Genomic DNA, 17,892 nt, shown 5'->3' with positions numbered 1-17,892 from the left:
AGGGATTTCATCCCTAAAACCCTGACTTCCTTTTCTTTTCTTGATAAAAGAAAGGAAGCAAAGAAAATCAAGACTGCGCCTGCTTCGCTATAAAACTACTTTTCTTTTGACTAAATCGCTAAAACTCGGCTACTCCTTACGTCGCCACCTCAAACAACCGCGATTTTACGTCAAACGAAACTTGTTTTTATGCTCACCAGACGAGGTCCGGAATGAAACAAGAAGGTAAGACTGATATTAATCGCATTTCAACTATTGATTGGCATGAATAATAAATACAACCTCTTCTGGACTTCGTAATAATGATTCTGTAAATTAGTCATAACAAAGCTAACTCAAACTATTCATTATGACTAAGTTTATCACCCTTTGGGCAGTTATACTAATCTGTACCTGCACCAGTGCTCAACTCTCTGTTCAACAACTCAATCAAACAACAACTATTACCTTTAATCAAACTACTGACGGAATCAACAACGGTTCATTCAATGGCTCCGGCTTTACGCCATCCCCAACAGATGGTCAACTCAACTCAAATGGTATTATTGTTACCGGGTGCTCCGATGGAGACCTTAACTTTGGTGACACCAATTCAGAAGGTGATTTTGCAAGAGGCCGATCCAATGGAAATAAAACATCGGGAGGCATCTACGCATTTGAAATATCCGATAACAATGTAGCCCTGGGCGTACAGCCTGCAGGAAGCGATATGACACCTGGCGACATCATTATCAAAATCATTAACAATACAGGTTTTAATGCCAAATCCATTGACATATCGTATGATATTTATGAATTGAATAATGAGAACCGCTCTTGTTCTGTAATAGTGTCAACGTCGGTTGATAATACCACTTATATTCATCATTTATCCCTTGATTATACCACTGTGGAAGCTGAAAACCCAAGCCCCCAATGGATTGTTCAGAATCAATCCATTAATTGGGTAACAGACCTACAAATTAACTCGGAGTATTATCTAAAATTCACTATTGATGATAATGGAGGTAGTGGCTCGCGAGACGAAATAGCAATCGATAACATTGGTATTCGTCTAAACGGAACAGCCACACATTCTCCTGAGCAATTATCTTCACTTTTCCGCATAAATCCCAACCCTGCTGATAGCTATATAAGTGTTTCCAGTATTGTAAAAATAGATAAGCTTGAAATATACAATACCACAGGAGCAAAGGTTAAACAGTTTAACACAGTAACTAATAACGGGGCTATTTCTGTAGCAGACTTGGCCAGGGGCATTTATGTTGTAAAAGTGGAATTTACAGATAAGACTGTTTCAACCCGAAAACTGGTGATTCGATAATAGACATCAAGTTTTCTCGCAAAGAGCGCAAAGTAAAAAAATGGAAATCCGCCAAGTGAACCTGAAGCTCTAAGTACAGTGAGTTCGACGTAAAGCTTTTTACACCTTGGCTGAAGCCCATATTTAAATAGACGCGTTTGTAAAAACAACGTTCATTCATCAGAAGTCGAGATGAGATTTCAATAAAACTGACGTTCAACAAATAATTACTTCGGCTCCGCTCAGTGAACAGTAAACATCCTCAATTTAAGAGTTTGTTAAAAGTGTAAATATTTCTCGCAAAGTGCGCAAAGCTTAAAAACGAAAACAATGCAAAGCTTAAGTGTTGCGATAGCTATCACACTTGGCGAGAACCCTTTTTCGACTATTAAAAAGCCTCACCTATTGGCAAGCCTTCATACTATTATTTTTATTAATGAAATTCCCCCATCGCCTTACAGGCACTTCCCCAAGGGGAAGATTAATACAAGGGATATTTAACTCTCCTTCTGAAACTCTTTAATGCGCTGCTCTTCGCTTTTCTGGCAGATCATAAACACACCATTGGCTTCAGTAACGATGCAGTCTTTTAAGCCCTGCAGCACGACTTTGCGTCCATCCGGAATGGTAATAATGTTGTTTTCACAATCGTAAGTCTTCACCGCATCACCAACCACCGAGTTACCTTGCTCATCGCGATCTCGCTTTTCCCATAAGCTTCCCCAGGTGCCTAAATCGGACCACCCGAAGTCAGCCGGCATTACATAAATATTATCGGCATGTTCCATAATGCCATAATCGATGGAAATGTTTTCACATAGAGGAAATTGCTCATCAACAAAGTCTTGTTCTTTATTTGTGTAATAAACACTTTCCCCTGCCTTAAATATTTCGAACACCTTAGGCAGGTAACTTTCAAAGGCACTTATTATGCTTTTGGCTGACCACAAGAAAATACCGGCATTCCAAAAGTAGTTACCTTCTGAAAGGTACTTTTCAGCCGTCTCCAAATCTGGTTTCTCTTTAAAGGCCAATACCGTGTTGGTTGAATCGTTAATTGTCGTACCAGCTTGAATATAACCATAACCCGTTTCCGGACGATGTGGATGAATACCCAAGGTCAGTAATACATTATCTGCCGCCACAAAATCAAGCCCCTTTGAGATGACTCTTCTAAACTCCGCTTCATTGGTGATTAAATGGTCGGATGGTGCCACCACAATATTAGCTTCCGGATTCTTTTTATTGATTTTATACGCTGCATAAGCAATGCACGGGGCTGTATTACGCATACAAGGCTCCATCAGTATTTGCTCATCTTTCACTTCGGGTAACTGCTCGTTGATTAAAGCTTTATAACGTTTACCGGTAACAATGTATACATTTTCAACAGGCACAATACCATCCAGTCGATTGATGGTCTGCTGAATCATGGTTTGCCCGGTTCCCAAAATATCCAGGAATTGCTTGGGTGTTTCGGGCGTGCTCATGGGCCAAAAGCGCGAACCAATACCTCCGGCCATGATTATTAGATAGTTGTTTTGCATAGTTTTATTTTAAGAGGTGAGAAGAGAGAGATGAGCAATGAGTGTTCCTCTCTACTCACTTCTCTCCTCTCATATCTATTTAGTATACCACTGATACATCTTCTCTATCCCCTCTTCGATATCAATCTGATGGTGCCATCCCAACTCGTGTATCTTCGACGGGTCGGTTAACTTGCGCATGGTTCCATCCGGTTTATCAGCGTTGAAAACCAGTTCACCTTCAAATCCCACTTTTGCTTTAATGGTTTCCGCCAGGTGCCTGATGGATATTTCTTTGCCGGTACCGATATTGACGTGGGTGTTACGCACTTCATTAACAGTTGCAGAATCGCTCATCGAGCGGAGTCGAGATGAATCCGCTCCATACGTGTCTTTAAAATCTACATTCTCCATTACATACACACAGGCCGCTGCCATCTCTTCCGACCACAGGAATTCACGCATCGGCTTACCGGTTCCCCAAATCTCTATTGATACACGCGAATTGGACGAATTATCACTCATTAAGCGAATGCCGTATTTATCAAGCTTTGACAAGATTTCTTCTTCTGAGTGACTACCATTAATACCTTCAATGGGGTTTTTATCCAAATCAGCACGGAGGGCTGTCCAATCATTGTTCTGCAGACATTTACCTAAATGATTTTTACGTACTAAGGCTGGCAATACATGTGATTTCTCCAAATCGAAGTTATCATTAGGCCCATACAGGTTGGTTGGCATCACCGAAATAAAGTTGGTACCATACTGCAGGTTGTAAGACTCACACATCTTGATACCGGCTATCTTAGCAATGGCATACGGTTCATTGGTATACTCCAAAGGAGAGGTCAATAAACAGTCCTCGGGCATTGGTTGAGGCGCCTGTTTGGGGTAAATACATGTCGAACCTAAGAATAACAACTTCTTCACGCCATGCACATAGGCCGAATGAATCACATTGTTCTGAATCATCAGATTCTCATAGATAAACTGCCCGCGATAGGTGTTGTTGGCAACGATACCACCGACTTTTGCAGCTGCGAGTATGACATACTCAGGCTTTTCTTCAGAAAAGAATTTATCTACAGCTACAGCATCCATCAGGTTAAGTTCATTGATAGAACGACCAACCAGATTGGTGTAGCCTTTATTTCGTAGTGTTTTCCATAAAGCAGAGCCGACAAGGCCTTTGTGGCCGGCTATGTATATCTTAGAATTAATGTCCATATTTAAATTTTAAGAGGTGAGAAGAGAGTGTTGAGAGGTGAGTCATTACTTGCAAAACTTTTCAGGGCTATTGATCATTGAGATAAGCATTTTTCTTACTTCCTCATATTGATTCATTAACCTTGAATAATCGTTTTCCGTTGTGTATTCACAATCAACAGAATATCTCAACCAAGTCTCGGTCTCAAATTCTTCACCTAAACAATCAGTTAACTTATTAATGAAGACTTTCTCATATCTTCTTTTTGCCCAAGCTTCGGACAGATTTGCACATATAGAACGAGATGAACGGCGAATCTGATCGACTAATGAATATCTTTCTTCTTTTGGAAACGCTTTTGTTAAAAGAAAAATCTCCATTGATATTGTATAGGCTTTCTGATAAACAATTAAATCTCTAAAACTTGAAATCTTAGTCATATTCTTTCACTTTACCCTTGCCTACTAATCTTCTCTTATCTCACCGCTCTCTTCTCCCCTCTATTTTTACTCGAAATAATTCAACACTTCATACCCTCCTTCTTTCAAATAACGGTCTTTCTTCATCAACTTCACATCCGACTCCATCATATCTTTCACTAAAGCCGGCAAATCATATTCAGGTTCCCAGCCCAGCTTCTCTTTTGATTTTGTTGGGTCACCAATCAATAACTCAACCTCGGTAGGACGGTAATAAGCCGGGTCAACACGTACTACCTCAGTACCAATAGCCACCTGAAATTCCGAATTCGTGCAGGCTTTGACAACCGCCACTTCTTCTTCTTTCTCCCCTTTAAACTCGAGCTCAATGCCCACTTCTGCAAAGGCCATCTTTACAAAATCGCGCACGGTAGTCGTTACTCCTGTTGCTATCACATAATCTTCAGGCTGTTCCTGCTGAAGAATCAACCACATAGCTTTGATGTAATCTTTGGCATGGCCCCAGTCACGCTTGGCATCCATATTACCCAGGTAAAGGCAGTCCTGCATACCCAAGGCAATCTTTGATACAGCACGGGTAATCTTACGGGTTACAAAGGTCTCACCTCGCAAAGGACTCTCGTGGTTAAACAAAATGCCATTACAGGCAAACATATTGTAGGCCTCACGATAATTAACGGTAATCCAGTAAGCATACATTTTAGCCACTGCATAAGGGGAGCGAGGATAGAAAGGGGTTGTTTCTTTCTGAGGCACTTCCTGCACCAAGCCATAGAGCTCGGAGGTAGATGCCTGGTACACTCTTGTTTTCTCAGTCAATCCTAATAAACGAATGGCCTCCAAAATACGTAAAGTACCCAAACCATCGGCATTGGCCGTATATTCAGGAGTATCGAAACTCACCTTTACGTGACTCATGGCTGCCAGGTTATAAATCTCATCCGGCTGCACCTCCTGAATGATGCGCGTCAGGTTCATTGAGTCGGTTAAGTCTCCGTAATGTAATATCAGGTTACGGTTCTCCACATGGGGATCCTGGTACAAATGATCAATGCGATCCGTATTAAACAGAGATGAACGACGTTTGATACCATGTACGATGTATCCTTTTTTCAATAAAAATTCGGCAAGGTAAGCGCCGTCCTGGCCGGTGATTCCGGTGATGAGTGCTATTTTTGGCATAATTTTAATCTTATTCGTTTTTGAGTCAGAAGCATTTTTTGAGAGGTGAGAAATGAGCAGTGAGAGATGAGAATATGCAAATTAGAATAACTCAAGCACTACCTTGCCAATTTTTCAATACTCGATGATTTATGAATGAATCTGTTCTGCACTTTTTATTATTTATTCCATAATAATACAAATATCACCTTATCTTTAGTAAAAACCAAAAGCAATATTTTTCTTGTAAACGACGTCACGCTTTCAACTAAACACAGAAGAACAAGCACCAAATATTTCTCGCCAAGCACGCCAAGAATACGCTAAGAACACCTAACTCATAATTCTTTGCGACCTCCGCGCATCTTTTTCTTGTCCACAGATTATCACAGATAAACGCAGATTATTAGAAGAAAAACAACCGGTTGTTTGTTCCAGCCGCACTAATCTTTTTTTATTCTTAGACTTCTTTTCTTGGTGACCTCAGCGCATCTTTTCCTTAGCGTGCTTTGCGTGAAACACTCTACTATCACTACTCACCTCTTAAACCAACCCCAGCCACAAACTATTACTAAAGTCCCGCTCTTTATAATCGCGAAAGACCAGCCAGATATCATACTTGTCTTTTGGACTCATTCGCCAGATCCAGTGATAGGACTCTTCGCGCCGTACTGGCCCTGTTTGTTTATAAGACGTAGTATACTGCCCACGCCTATTAGCGATGACCATCAAACTATCAGAACCAGAACCAATGTCATCATACGACCAACGAAATTGCAAGCCTTCTTCTGTTCGTTCAACATTTGCCTCTGGCGGCAATGGCACAGAACCAATACTCACCAAGGCTTTTGAGTAATCAATGTATTGTTCCGGATAGTCACCTCCAATCGCCTGTAGCATATTGTATGACTTGGCGGTCATGTAGGCCGAACGTCCAAGATCGTCCTTTTGAAAAGTGATTCGTAACACATCTTTATACGGCCCTAAAAATCCATTGACCAATTGCATCTTTTGCCGTTGTGCCAGTTGCCGCTCCGACTTCCTATCCTTATACTGTCCCGGCAATGAGCGCATATAACTTTTTCCATACATTTGATATGTCACCACATTCCCTACTCTGCCGGATGAACCCTCGCTAATGTTATTGTATCGTGCCATAACTAAACTGTTAGATGATTAGACAATAGATGTTTGACTATTTTCGTAACGCACAAAGTAAAAACCTCAATGAAGCTAATTGGGATAACTGCGTTCTTATCGAAACTAGAAAATACCAACACCCTATCTACTATGCCATTAAGTCAGATTTAAGTTATAACAAATACATATTTAACTCAAATTAAATTCAGCTATAATCGAATTTAATATGAGTTTGGTTTGAGTTTAATATGACTTGAGTTTAATTCTGTGTTGGTGTGCTGCAGGTACGACCATGGTCATTAGAAAACTTCAGTTATCATGAAAGGCTACACAGGTAAGGCTACACTATTTCAATCTTGAGGGAATCCTACAGTGCATTAATGTATATTCTAATAAATTGAGTAGGCACGAAAAAAACCACCTCGCAAAGAAGTGGGTTGGAAATAATTACAAAATATTTTATAAACTACTTGTATAGATACCAATCGATAGTTTTAACAATACCGGTTTCTAAGTTTTCATCGGCCTTCCAGCCTAATTCGGTTTCTATTTTGGTGGCATCAATGGCGTAGCGTCTATCATGACCGGCGCGGTCCTTAACAAAGGTGATTAACTCTTTGTAGGAGCTACCATCATTGCGTGGCTTCTTTACATCTAAAATCTCACAAATATGCTTAACAATAAACAGGTTGTCTCGTTCATTGCGACCACCAATATTATAGGTTTCGCCAGCTCTACCTTTGTGATATACCAAATCAATACCAGTACAGTGATCCAATACATACAACCAATCGCGCACATTTTTACCATCGCCATAAATGGGTATATCCTCACCTGCCAATGCTTTGCGTATAATGGTTGGAATCAACTTTTCATTGTGCTGTTTCGGACCATAATTATTACTGCAGTTGCTGGTCGTCACATCCATCCCGTAGGTATGAAAATAGGCTCTCACCAATAAATCTGAACTTGCTTTGGATGAGGAGTATGGACTATTGGGTGCATAAGGTGTATCCTCTCGGAAAAGACCTGTTTCTCCCAAAGTTCCATAGACTTCATCTGTGGAAATATGATGAAATCGACAAGCTTCATAGCCTTCTTTATATTGAAATGGTGCTTCCATCCAATATTTCTTAGCCACATCCAGCAAAGTGAAGGTTCCATTGACATTGGTTTTAATAAAAACCTCTGGCCCTGATATCGAATTATCCACATGACTTTCGGCGGCAAAATGAATCACACCACGAATATCATAGGTTGTAAACAAATACTCCACCAACTCACGGTTACAGATATCTCCATGAACAAACTCATAGTTTTCAGCATCTATAAGCTCCTTTAAGTTATTCAGATCACCCGCATAGGTTAATTTATCCAAATTAATTACTTTATATTCCGGATATTTTTGTGCGAAATAAGGTACAAAATTAGCACCTATAAAACCGGCTCCTCCGGTTACTAATATTGATTTCATGTTACTAGACATAAGATAAAAGTATCAAGATTAAGACGAAAAAAACAGTCTTATGTCTTGAAAAAGTTATAGTATGATTTCTAAAAAGGAATCTCTGTTTCTGCTAAGTTTTTTAAAACTTTATCTTTCTCAGATAATAGAATTGCAGATAAATCAATTTGCCAATCAACACTCAGTTCCGGATCATTCCAGGCAATACCTGAATCATGATCTGGCGCATACCAATTATCAACTTTATAAGAGAAGATAGCCGATTTACTGAGTACTACAAAGCCATGAGCAAACCCTCTGGGCACAAACAACTGCCGCTTGTTTTCATCAGAAAGCTTTACTGATACATGCTTACCGAAAGTGGGTGATTCTTTCCGCAAATCAACAGCCACATCCCAAACCTCTCCTTCAATACAGCGCACCAGCTTGGCTTGGTTGTATGGCGGCAACTGGAAGTGTAAACCTCTTAACACTCCATAACTGGAGCGTGATTCATTATCTTGCACAAAATTGACCTTCCCAACATTCTCTTCAAATTGTTTTTGATTAAAGGATTCGAAGAAATACCCACGATGATCACCGAAAACCTTTGGTTCAATAATGACACAACCTTCTAATTTTGTCTTTATAAATTGCATTCGTTAGCGATTAGCGATTGATAATAAGTATTGACCATATTGATTTTTAGCTAACTTCTCTCCTTGCTCTATCAATTGTTCTTTGGTAATCCAATTCTGATGATAAGCAATCTCCTCGGGACAAGCAACCTTCAATCCAATACGCTTCTCCAAGGTCTCTACAAAGTGACTTGCTTCCAATAAAGATTCATGAGTTCCGGTATCTAACCATGCAAATCCCCGCCCCATTAGTTCAACCTTTAAACGTGCTTCATCCAGGTATTCCTGATTAACGGTGGTAATCTCTAACTCTCCCCGGTCACTTGGTTTTATTGTTTTGGCAACTTTAATGACATCATTGGGATAAAAGTATAACCCGACCACCGCATAATTTGATTTGGGTTGCTCCGGTTTTTCCTCAATGGTCATTACATTTCCTTGCTCATCAAAAGTACAAACGCCATATCGTTCCGGATCATTGACATAGTATCCAAATACAGCCGCTTTATCTTTATTTGAGACCGTTTTTACTGCATTGGCTAATAACTCAACAAAGCCATGTCCATAGAATATATTGTCACCAAGAACTAAACAAACGTCATCATCTCCAATAAACCCTTCCCCTAAGATAAAAGCTTGTGCTAAACCATCAGGTGATGGTTGTACAACATAATCTAGCTCAATCCCCCATTGACTTCCATCTCCTAATAAACGCTTAAAGCCATATTGATCTTCAGGAGTAGTAATGATTAATATTTCTTTAATTCCTGCCAGCATCAATACTGACAAAGGATAATAAATCATTGGCTTATCAAAGACAGGTAATAGTTGTTTCGATGTGGCTAATGTGATAGGATGTAAACGAGTGCCGGAACCTCCGGCTAATACGATACCTTTCATGATGTTATGTTATTTTTCTTTTGACTTGAATCAAATTTCCCTTGTAGATATATGCATAGAATTACTATGTACACAGCATTTGTTCCTGATGTAAAAAAATGTCCCGCTAATGCTCCTATTAAAATATATTGAGAAACAAAAAACAATCCTAACAAATTATCACGGGAAAAGGCAAATAAGGTTTTGAATATTAAAGTGAAATAAATCAATGCTCCTAAACCTCCATAGAAAACAAATAAGTCTACCAAATCCATCTCGGCAATAGGTAGTTTCTGAAAGTATCCTCCAATGAAATAATTATACCAATTCCAATTATTTAAAGTTGGAATTACTCTACTTACTATAATTTCATTTCGCATCGAAGTGAGCGAATACAATATTCCTTGCGTATGAAATCTTTCTTCAAAGAAATGGTAGATTCCACTGTAATAAACAAAAAATGATAATGAGGTAAAAATAAAAGCTACCCCTATCCACTTATATAAATTTGAAATGCTGGATACTTTTATTAATCCCCATGCACTTATCATTAAATAGAATAAAACAATTGCCTTAGTTCCTAAAAGAACACTAGCAATTACAATAGTTATAAATGGAATAAAATTTTGAAACTTCTTTTCTTTTTTTAGTTTATCAACCTGATATACAATGCCAATTATCCAAAACAATGTTGCTTCATTATGTGCTGCGATCATAGGTTTAAATCCAAACCTAATCTGTCCATAGGTGTAAAACAGTCCATTATCAGTTAAAAAAGCATTGATTACTACAACTGCTGATACTAAATATATCAACTCAAAGACTTTTAGTACATGTTTACTTCTTGATAAACTAAAAGCCCAGAAAACAATTACAGGAAAAATATACTTGTTACTTTCTTTAACAATTTGAAATATTTGATTGAATGTTATAGTAAGGTTTTCATTATATATATATCCCAATAGTAACCATATTAACGGTAATACTAATAAGATTAAAGCATAAAAAACATACTTTTTGTTGTATTCCTTTTTTTTATATACTACAAGTAATAATGTAATTTCAATAACTGCTCTAAAAACAAATGAAAATCTCTTGTCCTCATGTAATCCAATACTACTATCAATGTAGAAACTATATGCATCAACGATAAACAAAGTCAATAAAATACTTTCAACGAAGTACAATTTACCAAAAGTAATCGCTTTTGCTGCTAATGATTTAATAGTGTGCATCAAAGAATCATAACAACTTAGAAAACATCATACTCAATCCAAAATAAAATTTAAGAACACTTCAAATATTAACCTTTAAACCAAACATCAAAGAACTCAACCCTAACTTCCGTATTGTATATAATTCCGAATCTTAACTCTCTGCTCTGCAATCCTTTTTCACACCCTAAATTCTTATTAAAACAGTCCTTCATTATTACAATCTATAAACCAATCGTTGATACCTCCTTCAAAACCGTATTTATATTTTCCATCAACTATATTGGATAGCTTTTCCCCACTTACATTTGTCGAAATCATTAATTTCTTAATGCGGTCAGGATGTATCCCCAGATGTTTCCCTCCAATAGCACCAATTATTGATGCCAATATCATTAAAACTTTACCATTGAACTTTATTCTGGCTTCACTCAGGTCTGTTGTTCGAGCAATACATTGTACAATATCCTTAATAGTATATTCAGGATAATATGTAAAATTATACAATTGTACTCCGGCTGAAAATCCATTTAGTATTCTATAAGTCATATCAACCAGATCTTTAACATATACACACCCCTTAATAGTGTCTGTCCTTCCTGGATAGAAAAACACTCCCTTAGCTAATGCTTTATAAAGCCTTGTAAAGTTGCCATTTTCCCCTTTACCAAACACTACACCTGGTCGAAGTATCAGCAACTTCCGTTTATTACTCTCTCTAGCCTGCCATGTCTTGTGAATATTTTCAGCAACCAATTTCGAAATACCATATGGAGTGTTTGGCGTAGGTAAAGTACTTTCCTTTTTTATCTGCTCAGATGCCCCATAGGGCGCAATAGAACTTGTAAATACGATTGTTTTTATACCGTGTTGCTCTGCAAATTCACAAATATTTTCTGCACCCAGTATATTGGTCTCAAAGTACTCATAATCGGGGTGACCAGGAGTTGTATGAACGGCAGCTAAATTGATTATTATATCATTCTCTGTAAAATCTCCTTCTATTTCAATTTTCTCCCTTACATCTAGAGCCGCATCCCTTTTCATGTCATATTTTACTATTTCTCCAAGGTTGTTGCCCTCTATATAGTTTTTAAAATGAGTTCCAATAAATCCTTCTGAGCCAAATATTATAAATTTCATATTGAATATACTAAAAAACGTGTGTTAACGCCCTTATTAATTGATAACTTTTCGTAACAAAAACAACTTGTTATGAAAATAGTACACAAGAAATACCATAAAATGTACAAGTCCTTTTATTTTATTACCACCATAAAAGTAATCTGAAATAACATCGAAATTCGCTTTTATAAGTTTAAATTTGTTTGAGCTTAATGAATTTGAACTTTTTCTGTAAAATACAAGCTGTTTATCAACACAATGGAGGTAATCTGTTTTCTTTAGCAGCTCTAAAAAGAATATCCAGTCTTGTCTCTTTCTCATTAAGGGAAAACGAATATCTTTAATCAGCTCTCTCCTTACCACTAATGACGAAGTTAAAATATAGTTATTGAACCTTAGTCGGTTATAATTTATTTTTTTGGGTACTACAAAGCTTGTATTTCCATTACCCTCCTCGTCAACATTTTTATACCAAGAAAAAGAACCCTTCCAATGATTTTCACAAATTAAATTGACTTGAATCTCTAATTTTCGGGCATCCCAATAATCATCTGCATCCAAGAATGCTACTAATTCCCCTTTAGTATGTTCAATCCCCACATTTCTTGCCACTCCAGCTCCCTGATTATTAACTTGCTCAATCATCCTAATTCGAGCATCCTTTTCAGCAAACTGTTTAACAATACACAATGATTTATCCGTGGAACAATCGTCAACAATTATTAACTCCCAATTCTTATATGTCTGATTAATGACTGAGGTAATAGTAGTTTCAATAAACTTTGCCGAATTGTACATCGGAGTAACGATACTTACAAGTAATGGCTCTTTCTTATTTAAATCGTTAGGATTCATGAATTATACTAATCTAAATGACCTTTTATTTCAAACAAATTAATTTCAACCCTTTGATACTACTTAAGTTCACTTATCAATGAGTGGGTTTTTTCAACCATGCAATCAACATTAAACTTTTCACAAGTAAGCTCCCTAGCTTTAGCTCCGAAGTTCATAAGAGATTTATGATCATTAATAAGTTTTACCATTGAATTTACAACACTATCTATATCTCCGTTTATCAAGAAACCACTTTCTTTATTCATAATAACTTCTTTAGGTCCTGAGTTATTACCGCCAATTAATGGCAATCTATAAAAACCTGCCTCTGCAAAAACCAACCCAAAACCTTCAAAATCTCTATCATCGGTCATCGTATTTATCATTACAAATGTATCTGCTGCAGAATAATAATAGTCCAATAATTCTGTTTCAACATATCCCGCAAAGTTAACAAAGCTTTTAATGTTCAAATCAACACAAATCTTCTGCAACTTTTCCTTCTCTGGTCCATTACCAACAATTACATATCTAAAATGAGGAAATTTCTTTACAATTAACGGAATGGCCTTTAATACTTTTTCATGCCCTTTACGACTATCTACCCTTGAAACCGTTAACGCATAAAAACAATCATTTTCAAAACCTATTCTTTTTCGAGCTTCACCCTTGGGAATAACGTTCATCCTTGATAAATCTACTCCGTTTGGAACAACTGTTATTTTGTCTGCAGGAACATGAGCATATTCTATGGTTTTTGACTTTGTATACTCGCTTACGGCTATTAAATGATCAGCTACTGCCAAAGTTTCTTTCATCCTATGCATTGTAATCGTTGAATCCATATGTCTGGTTATTTCAGCACCATGACAAGTTATAACAAGCTTATATGAAAATAATTTCTTTAGCATCCCTGCCGGGTATGCAACCTTCCATGTTGTAGCAAACACGCAATCTGGTTTCTTTATCAACACATAAAAAAACAAATATATAATTAGAAATAATCCTTTTATCTTTTCTGATACTTTAGTTCCTAAATTAATTCTCTTAACATGAACTGAATCCGGCCAGGTATTTTCCCTATCACGACCTTTAAATGTCAATACCTGAACTTTATGGTTACTTCCTAATCCTTCGGCTATATAATAAGAGTAATTTTCTACACCTCCGATGGTTGGAGGATAGTCTTTGGCTAATAAGAGTACTTTCATATTGAAATTATATTCTATCGTTTTTCACCTATAAAGTCAAGTATTTTATTTAATCGTGATTCCCATGTATTTTCGCTTGCTATTTTTATCCTTTGTTCCTTTTTATCAGGAGTATCGTTTGACAATATGGACGATAGCAACTCTTTTAAGCCGGTAAAATCTTCATAAGTGTTCAAATAGGCATTATACTCTTGAATACTGGATAGGTTTCTAGCAATAACAGGTTTACCAGATGCTAGATATTCAAAAATTTTCAGTGGGAACACCCTTTCAGTATGTGAACTTTTTAGATATGGCAGCCACAAAATATCAGCATGAGAAAGGTAAACAGGTACTTCTTCATATTCTCGATAACCTAGCATTTTGATATTCTCAGCATTACCAATTTGTTGTTCCAGATTACTGTTAGCAATCCTATTAGGCCCAACAAATACAAAAATATGACTGTCGATTTTATCTTCTGCCACTTTTAAAATTGTCTCCAGATCTGTTTTGTAGTTATCAATTACTCCAGTAAATAACACCTTGCACCTTGTGTCTTTCATCCAATTCTCATCAATTTTTAATGAAGAATTTGGTTTTGCAAAATGCTCAAAATCTCCAACATTATGAATACATTTACAATTTGGGTTAATAACTTTTTTGTCTTCATAAATCGAATATGATGTGCCAATTACGTAATCAACCAACTTCACTAATTTTGGTTCTATTATTTCTAATTCCTTCCTTCGTTTAGGATGGTTCTTAAAAAATGGCTGTGTAACAAACTCATCCACACAATCGTATAATTTCTTACCTTGCTTAATGTATTTAGTGAAATAGTAGGCTTGAGGTTGGTATATCCAGTAAACAACTTCTCGTTTTCGAAATAGATAATTGCACACTTTTGCAATTAAAAACCAACTCACTTTTTTTAAAATCCCTCCTTTGATTAGTGGTAGCGGCAACGAAACAGTTACTAAACTATTATTTCTTTTTTGGAATATTTTAAAGATAGAGAAAATCTTTTTTTGTCTAATTAGCTTCTTAACATAGCTTGTTGATAAGCCTTGATCAATATATATTACATAATAATTATCAAGCTTTGACAATCGACTCATAAGATGTTGCTTATTCGTCCAAATGTCAGCATCATAACTTGAATTAGAAATGCAAATAACAACCTTCTTAATTTTATCTAACTTATAAGTCATTAATTATAATATTTTAATAAAAAAACACATCCGAATCCTTAAAAACAACACTTCCTATCATTTGATAATGTGCAAAATACATAGTTGTATACAAACATGCGTTCAACTAACATTGTTCTTTATTTTTGATATGTGTTTAAATGAGGCCATAGCATATTGTATTAACTCAAAAGAAGAATAATAAGTGCCTCCATCCTCTCCAATATATTTTATAATCCCGTCTCTATCTCGTTCCAAATTGAACTGAAAGGCTTTCTCTGACATATCCCAATAGTAATCCTGTGTGCCGGAATTTAATGGGTATTTAATATGCCCATAATCCGTTGATTTAAGCGTATAATATTGTTTATAGGTATTTAAGGATTTATATGATTTTATTGCTGTGGTCATACAAAAATGTTCTCTGTACTCTTATTTTTTGATGATAAAGTGAAGCTAACATTAATCCAAAAAAGAAATTTAAAACGCCGTTCTCTAGAGGGGTTCCTATAATTCCGATTCCCAGAAAACAAATTGCAAGTAATGCGGTAAAGGTTCCTTCCCTACTCTCTTTGATCGAAAGAGCAATGATTTTTACCCCAAAATAGGCGAGTATAACAAAAGAGAAAACACCTACAAGTCCATATAGATAAATAAATAAATTGTCTCCAGGATGGTAAAGTAATGGTTCAAAAATAATTTGGGAAGCGCCAATTCCACCAATTCCTCGCCCGAATAGCAAATCGCCGTGATTCATAATTAAGTCTAACGCTTGAGGCCATACCTCTTCAACTCTAACTTTAAATGAGGAAAACAGAATCCTATACACTATTGGCATGTTATTATCAATTATAAGCAAATTACTCCAGCTTAAAATTGGTAAAATTACAACTAACAATAACAATGCTAATATACCTAACTTCAAGATAACGTTAGGCATTCGTATTTTTATCAAAACAAACATCGTTATTAATAAAAAGGCTCCAATAGCCCCCTTATTAGTTGATATTAGCATCCCAATAAAAAAAAGTATTGTCATCAAAATATGTCTTATTTTCCATTTCTCTAAAAAACTATAGTTCAAAACTGTAGCAATTAAAGCAAAATAAGCTGGATTAGACCAATTTCTTCCAAACCCAGCTATACGCTTAAATCCACCGGCAGCAACTGTAGATCTTGATAAATCAACTGTAACACCTCCAATATCCATTCCAGCGCGTTCCCATGGAAAACTATAGAATACATTCACCAATAACCCTAAAAAACTAAAGAAAGCTAACCAATTAACTGCTTTTATTAAACGACTACTTAACTGTGGTAAAAAACGGTAGCTTTGAATACCTATAAATAAAGATATATATATTTTATACGCAAATAACACTTGCCTCATCACGACCCCATTTAATAATGCAATTGCTCCATAGAATGCTAAAAATACAAAAAACAGAATCATGATCTTATAGACAACTACAATCTTGTTTTGTCGAAAAATTAATAACAAGGCGACTGTTAGTAAGGCGAGATCTTTCGTATATATAAAAACGCCTAACCCCATCTTATCTGTATAAAATCTTATAGGGGCTTCAAATGCATATAATACAAAAGAATATACTATTCCGAAGAATATAAGATCTACTATATTTATTTTTAGCTTTATCAATGACATTAACCTACCGGAAAAGCGCTTCAATTACCTGAAAAAAAAACCTATTAAGCATATATTCTTAAAAAAATACTAGTACTTCGCATATTTCCGTGAGCCTAATTAAACCGATGCATGACATATATCCGTAACAGTACAAAAGAGGACCAGATTGAATGTTTAAATTTAAATCGTCTTCTTAATTGATTGCTTGTTATTACAGAGTTTGAAGCTGTATCTTCTTTGTGTAAAATTTTTAGACCAGGATTATATATAGCTATTAATTTATCCCTCTTAACTCTGGAGTATAAGATATCTTCTTCACCATACATAAAGGTTCGTGGATCAAAGGCGTTTTGAAACTTATGGTAGTACTTTTTTGAAAATATAATAGCGGCTCCATGAAGCTTTACTGCTTGTTTAGGTTCGGATTTTTCAATTCTGATATTCCTTTTTTTACCTCTTAGCATTCGCTTATTATCCACATATTGAATGAGTTTTGTATCCTTATTAATAAAATTTAAAACATACAATACTATATTATACACAAACGCTTTAAAGCTTTTTTTTACTGTGTCAGTAGGGTTAGCTACTGGATTTTGATCAATTTTGTCATTTATTGACCAAATGCAAGGCCCAAGTATATCAAATTCAGTTTGTTTATAGATTTTTTGTATTTGATCTACGAACATTCGGTCTTTTAATATCGTGTCGTTGTTTATAACGATATAAAAATCAGGATCGTGATTTTCGTACGCATATTTGCAACCCACATTATTACCATTGGCAAACCCTAAATTCTTTTTTTGCTCTAAAACAGTAACTTTAGGATTGTCTTTATATTTATCTTGTAAAATTTCACCACTATTGTTAGGGGAGTTATTATCAACAATAACTATATTATAATCATCTCTTCTTATCGAATCAAAAATTGAATTTACACATTCAAT

At 36.1% G+C, this 17,892-nt stretch carries 17 protein-coding genes; 1 reads left to right on the top strand and 16 read right to left on the bottom strand.

Annotation, left to right across the window (positions count from 1 at the left end):
• The first annotated feature begins 349 nt into the window (after positions 1–349).
• Positions 350–1,324, top strand: coding sequence for a T9SS type A sorting domain-containing protein (locus J1N10_RS19730; protein ID WP_262328454.1), 975 nt, complete (start codon positions 350–352; stop codon positions 1,322–1,324).
• Positions 1,325–1,800: 476 nt separating this feature from the next.
• Here the strand turns inward: J1N10_RS19730 and J1N10_RS19725 are convergent, their stop codons facing one another.
• The 16 genes from J1N10_RS19725 to J1N10_RS19650 form a co-directional block, all read right to left on the bottom strand.
• Entirely contained in the window at positions 1,801–2,850 is a 1,050-nt protein-coding gene (locus tag J1N10_RS19725; RefSeq protein ID WP_262328453.1) for a mannose-1-phosphate guanylyltransferase, read from the bottom strand.
• 75 nt (positions 2,851–2,925) lie between these two features.
• Positions 2,926–4,059, bottom strand: a complete 1,134-nt coding sequence (locus tag J1N10_RS19720) for a GDP-L-fucose synthase family protein (protein ID WP_262328452.1) — start codon at positions 4,057–4,059, stop codon at positions 2,926–2,928.
• A 45-nt stretch (positions 4,060–4,104) separates the two neighbouring features.
• Positions 4,105–4,479, bottom strand: coding sequence for a four helix bundle protein (locus J1N10_RS19715; RefSeq protein WP_262328451.1), 375 nt, complete (start codon positions 4,477–4,479; stop codon positions 4,105–4,107).
• A gap of 66 nt (positions 4,480–4,545) precedes the next feature.
• Positions 4,546–5,661 carry a GDP-mannose 4,6-dehydratase gene (gmd, locus tag J1N10_RS19710; protein ID WP_262328450.1) on the bottom strand — a complete coding sequence of 372 codons (1,116 nt, stop codon included), beginning with the start codon at positions 5,659–5,661 and terminating at the stop codon, positions 4,546–4,548.
• 522 nt (positions 5,662–6,183) lie between these two features.
• On the bottom strand, positions 6,184–6,798 hold the full coding sequence (locus tag J1N10_RS19705) for a DUF6266 family protein (protein WP_262328449.1): 615 nt from the start codon (positions 6,796–6,798) through the stop codon (positions 6,184–6,186).
• Between the two features lie 448 nt (positions 6,799–7,246).
• Entirely contained in the window at positions 7,247–8,254 is a 1,008-nt protein-coding gene (rfbB, locus tag J1N10_RS19700; RefSeq protein ID WP_262328448.1) for a dTDP-glucose 4,6-dehydratase, read from the bottom strand.
• A gap of 80 nt (positions 8,255–8,334) precedes the next feature.
• Positions 8,335–8,883 (bottom strand): dTDP-4-dehydrorhamnose 3,5-epimerase, encoded by a 549-nt coding sequence (gene rfbC, locus J1N10_RS19695; protein WP_262328447.1) that lies wholly within the window; start codon positions 8,881–8,883, stop codon positions 8,335–8,337.
• Positions 8,884–8,886: 3 nt separating this feature from the next.
• Positions 8,887–9,762 (bottom strand): glucose-1-phosphate thymidylyltransferase RfbA, encoded by an 876-nt coding sequence (gene rfbA, locus J1N10_RS19690; protein WP_262328446.1) that lies wholly within the window; start codon positions 9,760–9,762, stop codon positions 8,887–8,889.
• Entirely contained in the window at positions 9,759–10,976 is a 1,218-nt protein-coding gene (locus J1N10_RS19685) for a hypothetical protein (protein WP_262328445.1), read from the bottom strand. Before J1N10_RS19685 ends, rfbA begins: the two co-directional genes overlap by 4 nt.
• 177 nt (positions 10,977–11,153) lie before the next feature.
• Entirely contained in the window at positions 11,154–12,098 is a 945-nt protein-coding gene (locus J1N10_RS19680; RefSeq protein WP_262328444.1) for an NAD-dependent epimerase/dehydratase family protein, read from the bottom strand.
• A gap of 36 nt (positions 12,099–12,134) precedes the next feature.
• Positions 12,135–12,935 (bottom strand): glycosyltransferase family 2 protein, encoded by an 801-nt coding sequence (locus tag J1N10_RS19675; RefSeq protein WP_262328443.1) that lies wholly within the window; start codon positions 12,933–12,935, stop codon positions 12,135–12,137.
• Between the two features lie 59 nt (positions 12,936–12,994).
• Complete coding sequence (locus tag J1N10_RS19670) at positions 12,995–14,128, bottom strand: glycosyltransferase family 4 protein (protein ID WP_262328442.1); 1,134 nt, start codon at positions 14,126–14,128, stop codon at positions 12,995–12,997.
• A 14-nt stretch (positions 14,129–14,142) separates the two neighbouring features.
• Positions 14,143–15,321 carry a glycosyltransferase gene (locus J1N10_RS19665; protein WP_262328441.1) on the bottom strand — a complete coding sequence of 393 codons (1,179 nt, stop codon included), beginning with the start codon at positions 15,319–15,321 and terminating at the stop codon, positions 14,143–14,145.
• Between the two features lie 102 nt (positions 15,322–15,423).
• The gene (locus J1N10_RS19660; protein ID WP_262328440.1) at positions 15,424–15,711 is read right to left on the bottom strand and encodes a hypothetical protein; all 288 of its coding nucleotides are present in this window, start codon (positions 15,709–15,711) and stop codon (positions 15,424–15,426) included.
• Positions 15,686–16,966 carry a hypothetical protein gene (locus tag J1N10_RS19655; RefSeq protein ID WP_262328439.1) on the bottom strand — a complete coding sequence of 427 codons (1,281 nt, stop codon included), beginning with the start codon at positions 16,964–16,966 and terminating at the stop codon, positions 15,686–15,688. The genes J1N10_RS19660 and J1N10_RS19655 overlap by 26 nt, the downstream gene beginning before the upstream one ends.
• A 95-nt stretch (positions 16,967–17,061) precedes the next feature.
• The coding region (locus tag J1N10_RS19650; RefSeq protein WP_262328438.1) for a glycosyltransferase at positions 17,062–17,892 on the bottom strand (831 nt) is incomplete at its 5' end.

Source organism: Carboxylicivirga litoralis (genome assembly GCF_025499605.1).
GTDB lineage: Bacteria > Bacteroidota > Bacteroidia > Bacteroidales > Marinilabiliaceae > Carboxylicivirga > Carboxylicivirga litoralis.
Note: the sequence above shows the minus strand (reverse complement) of the source record. Positions and strands in the feature narration are given on the sequence as shown.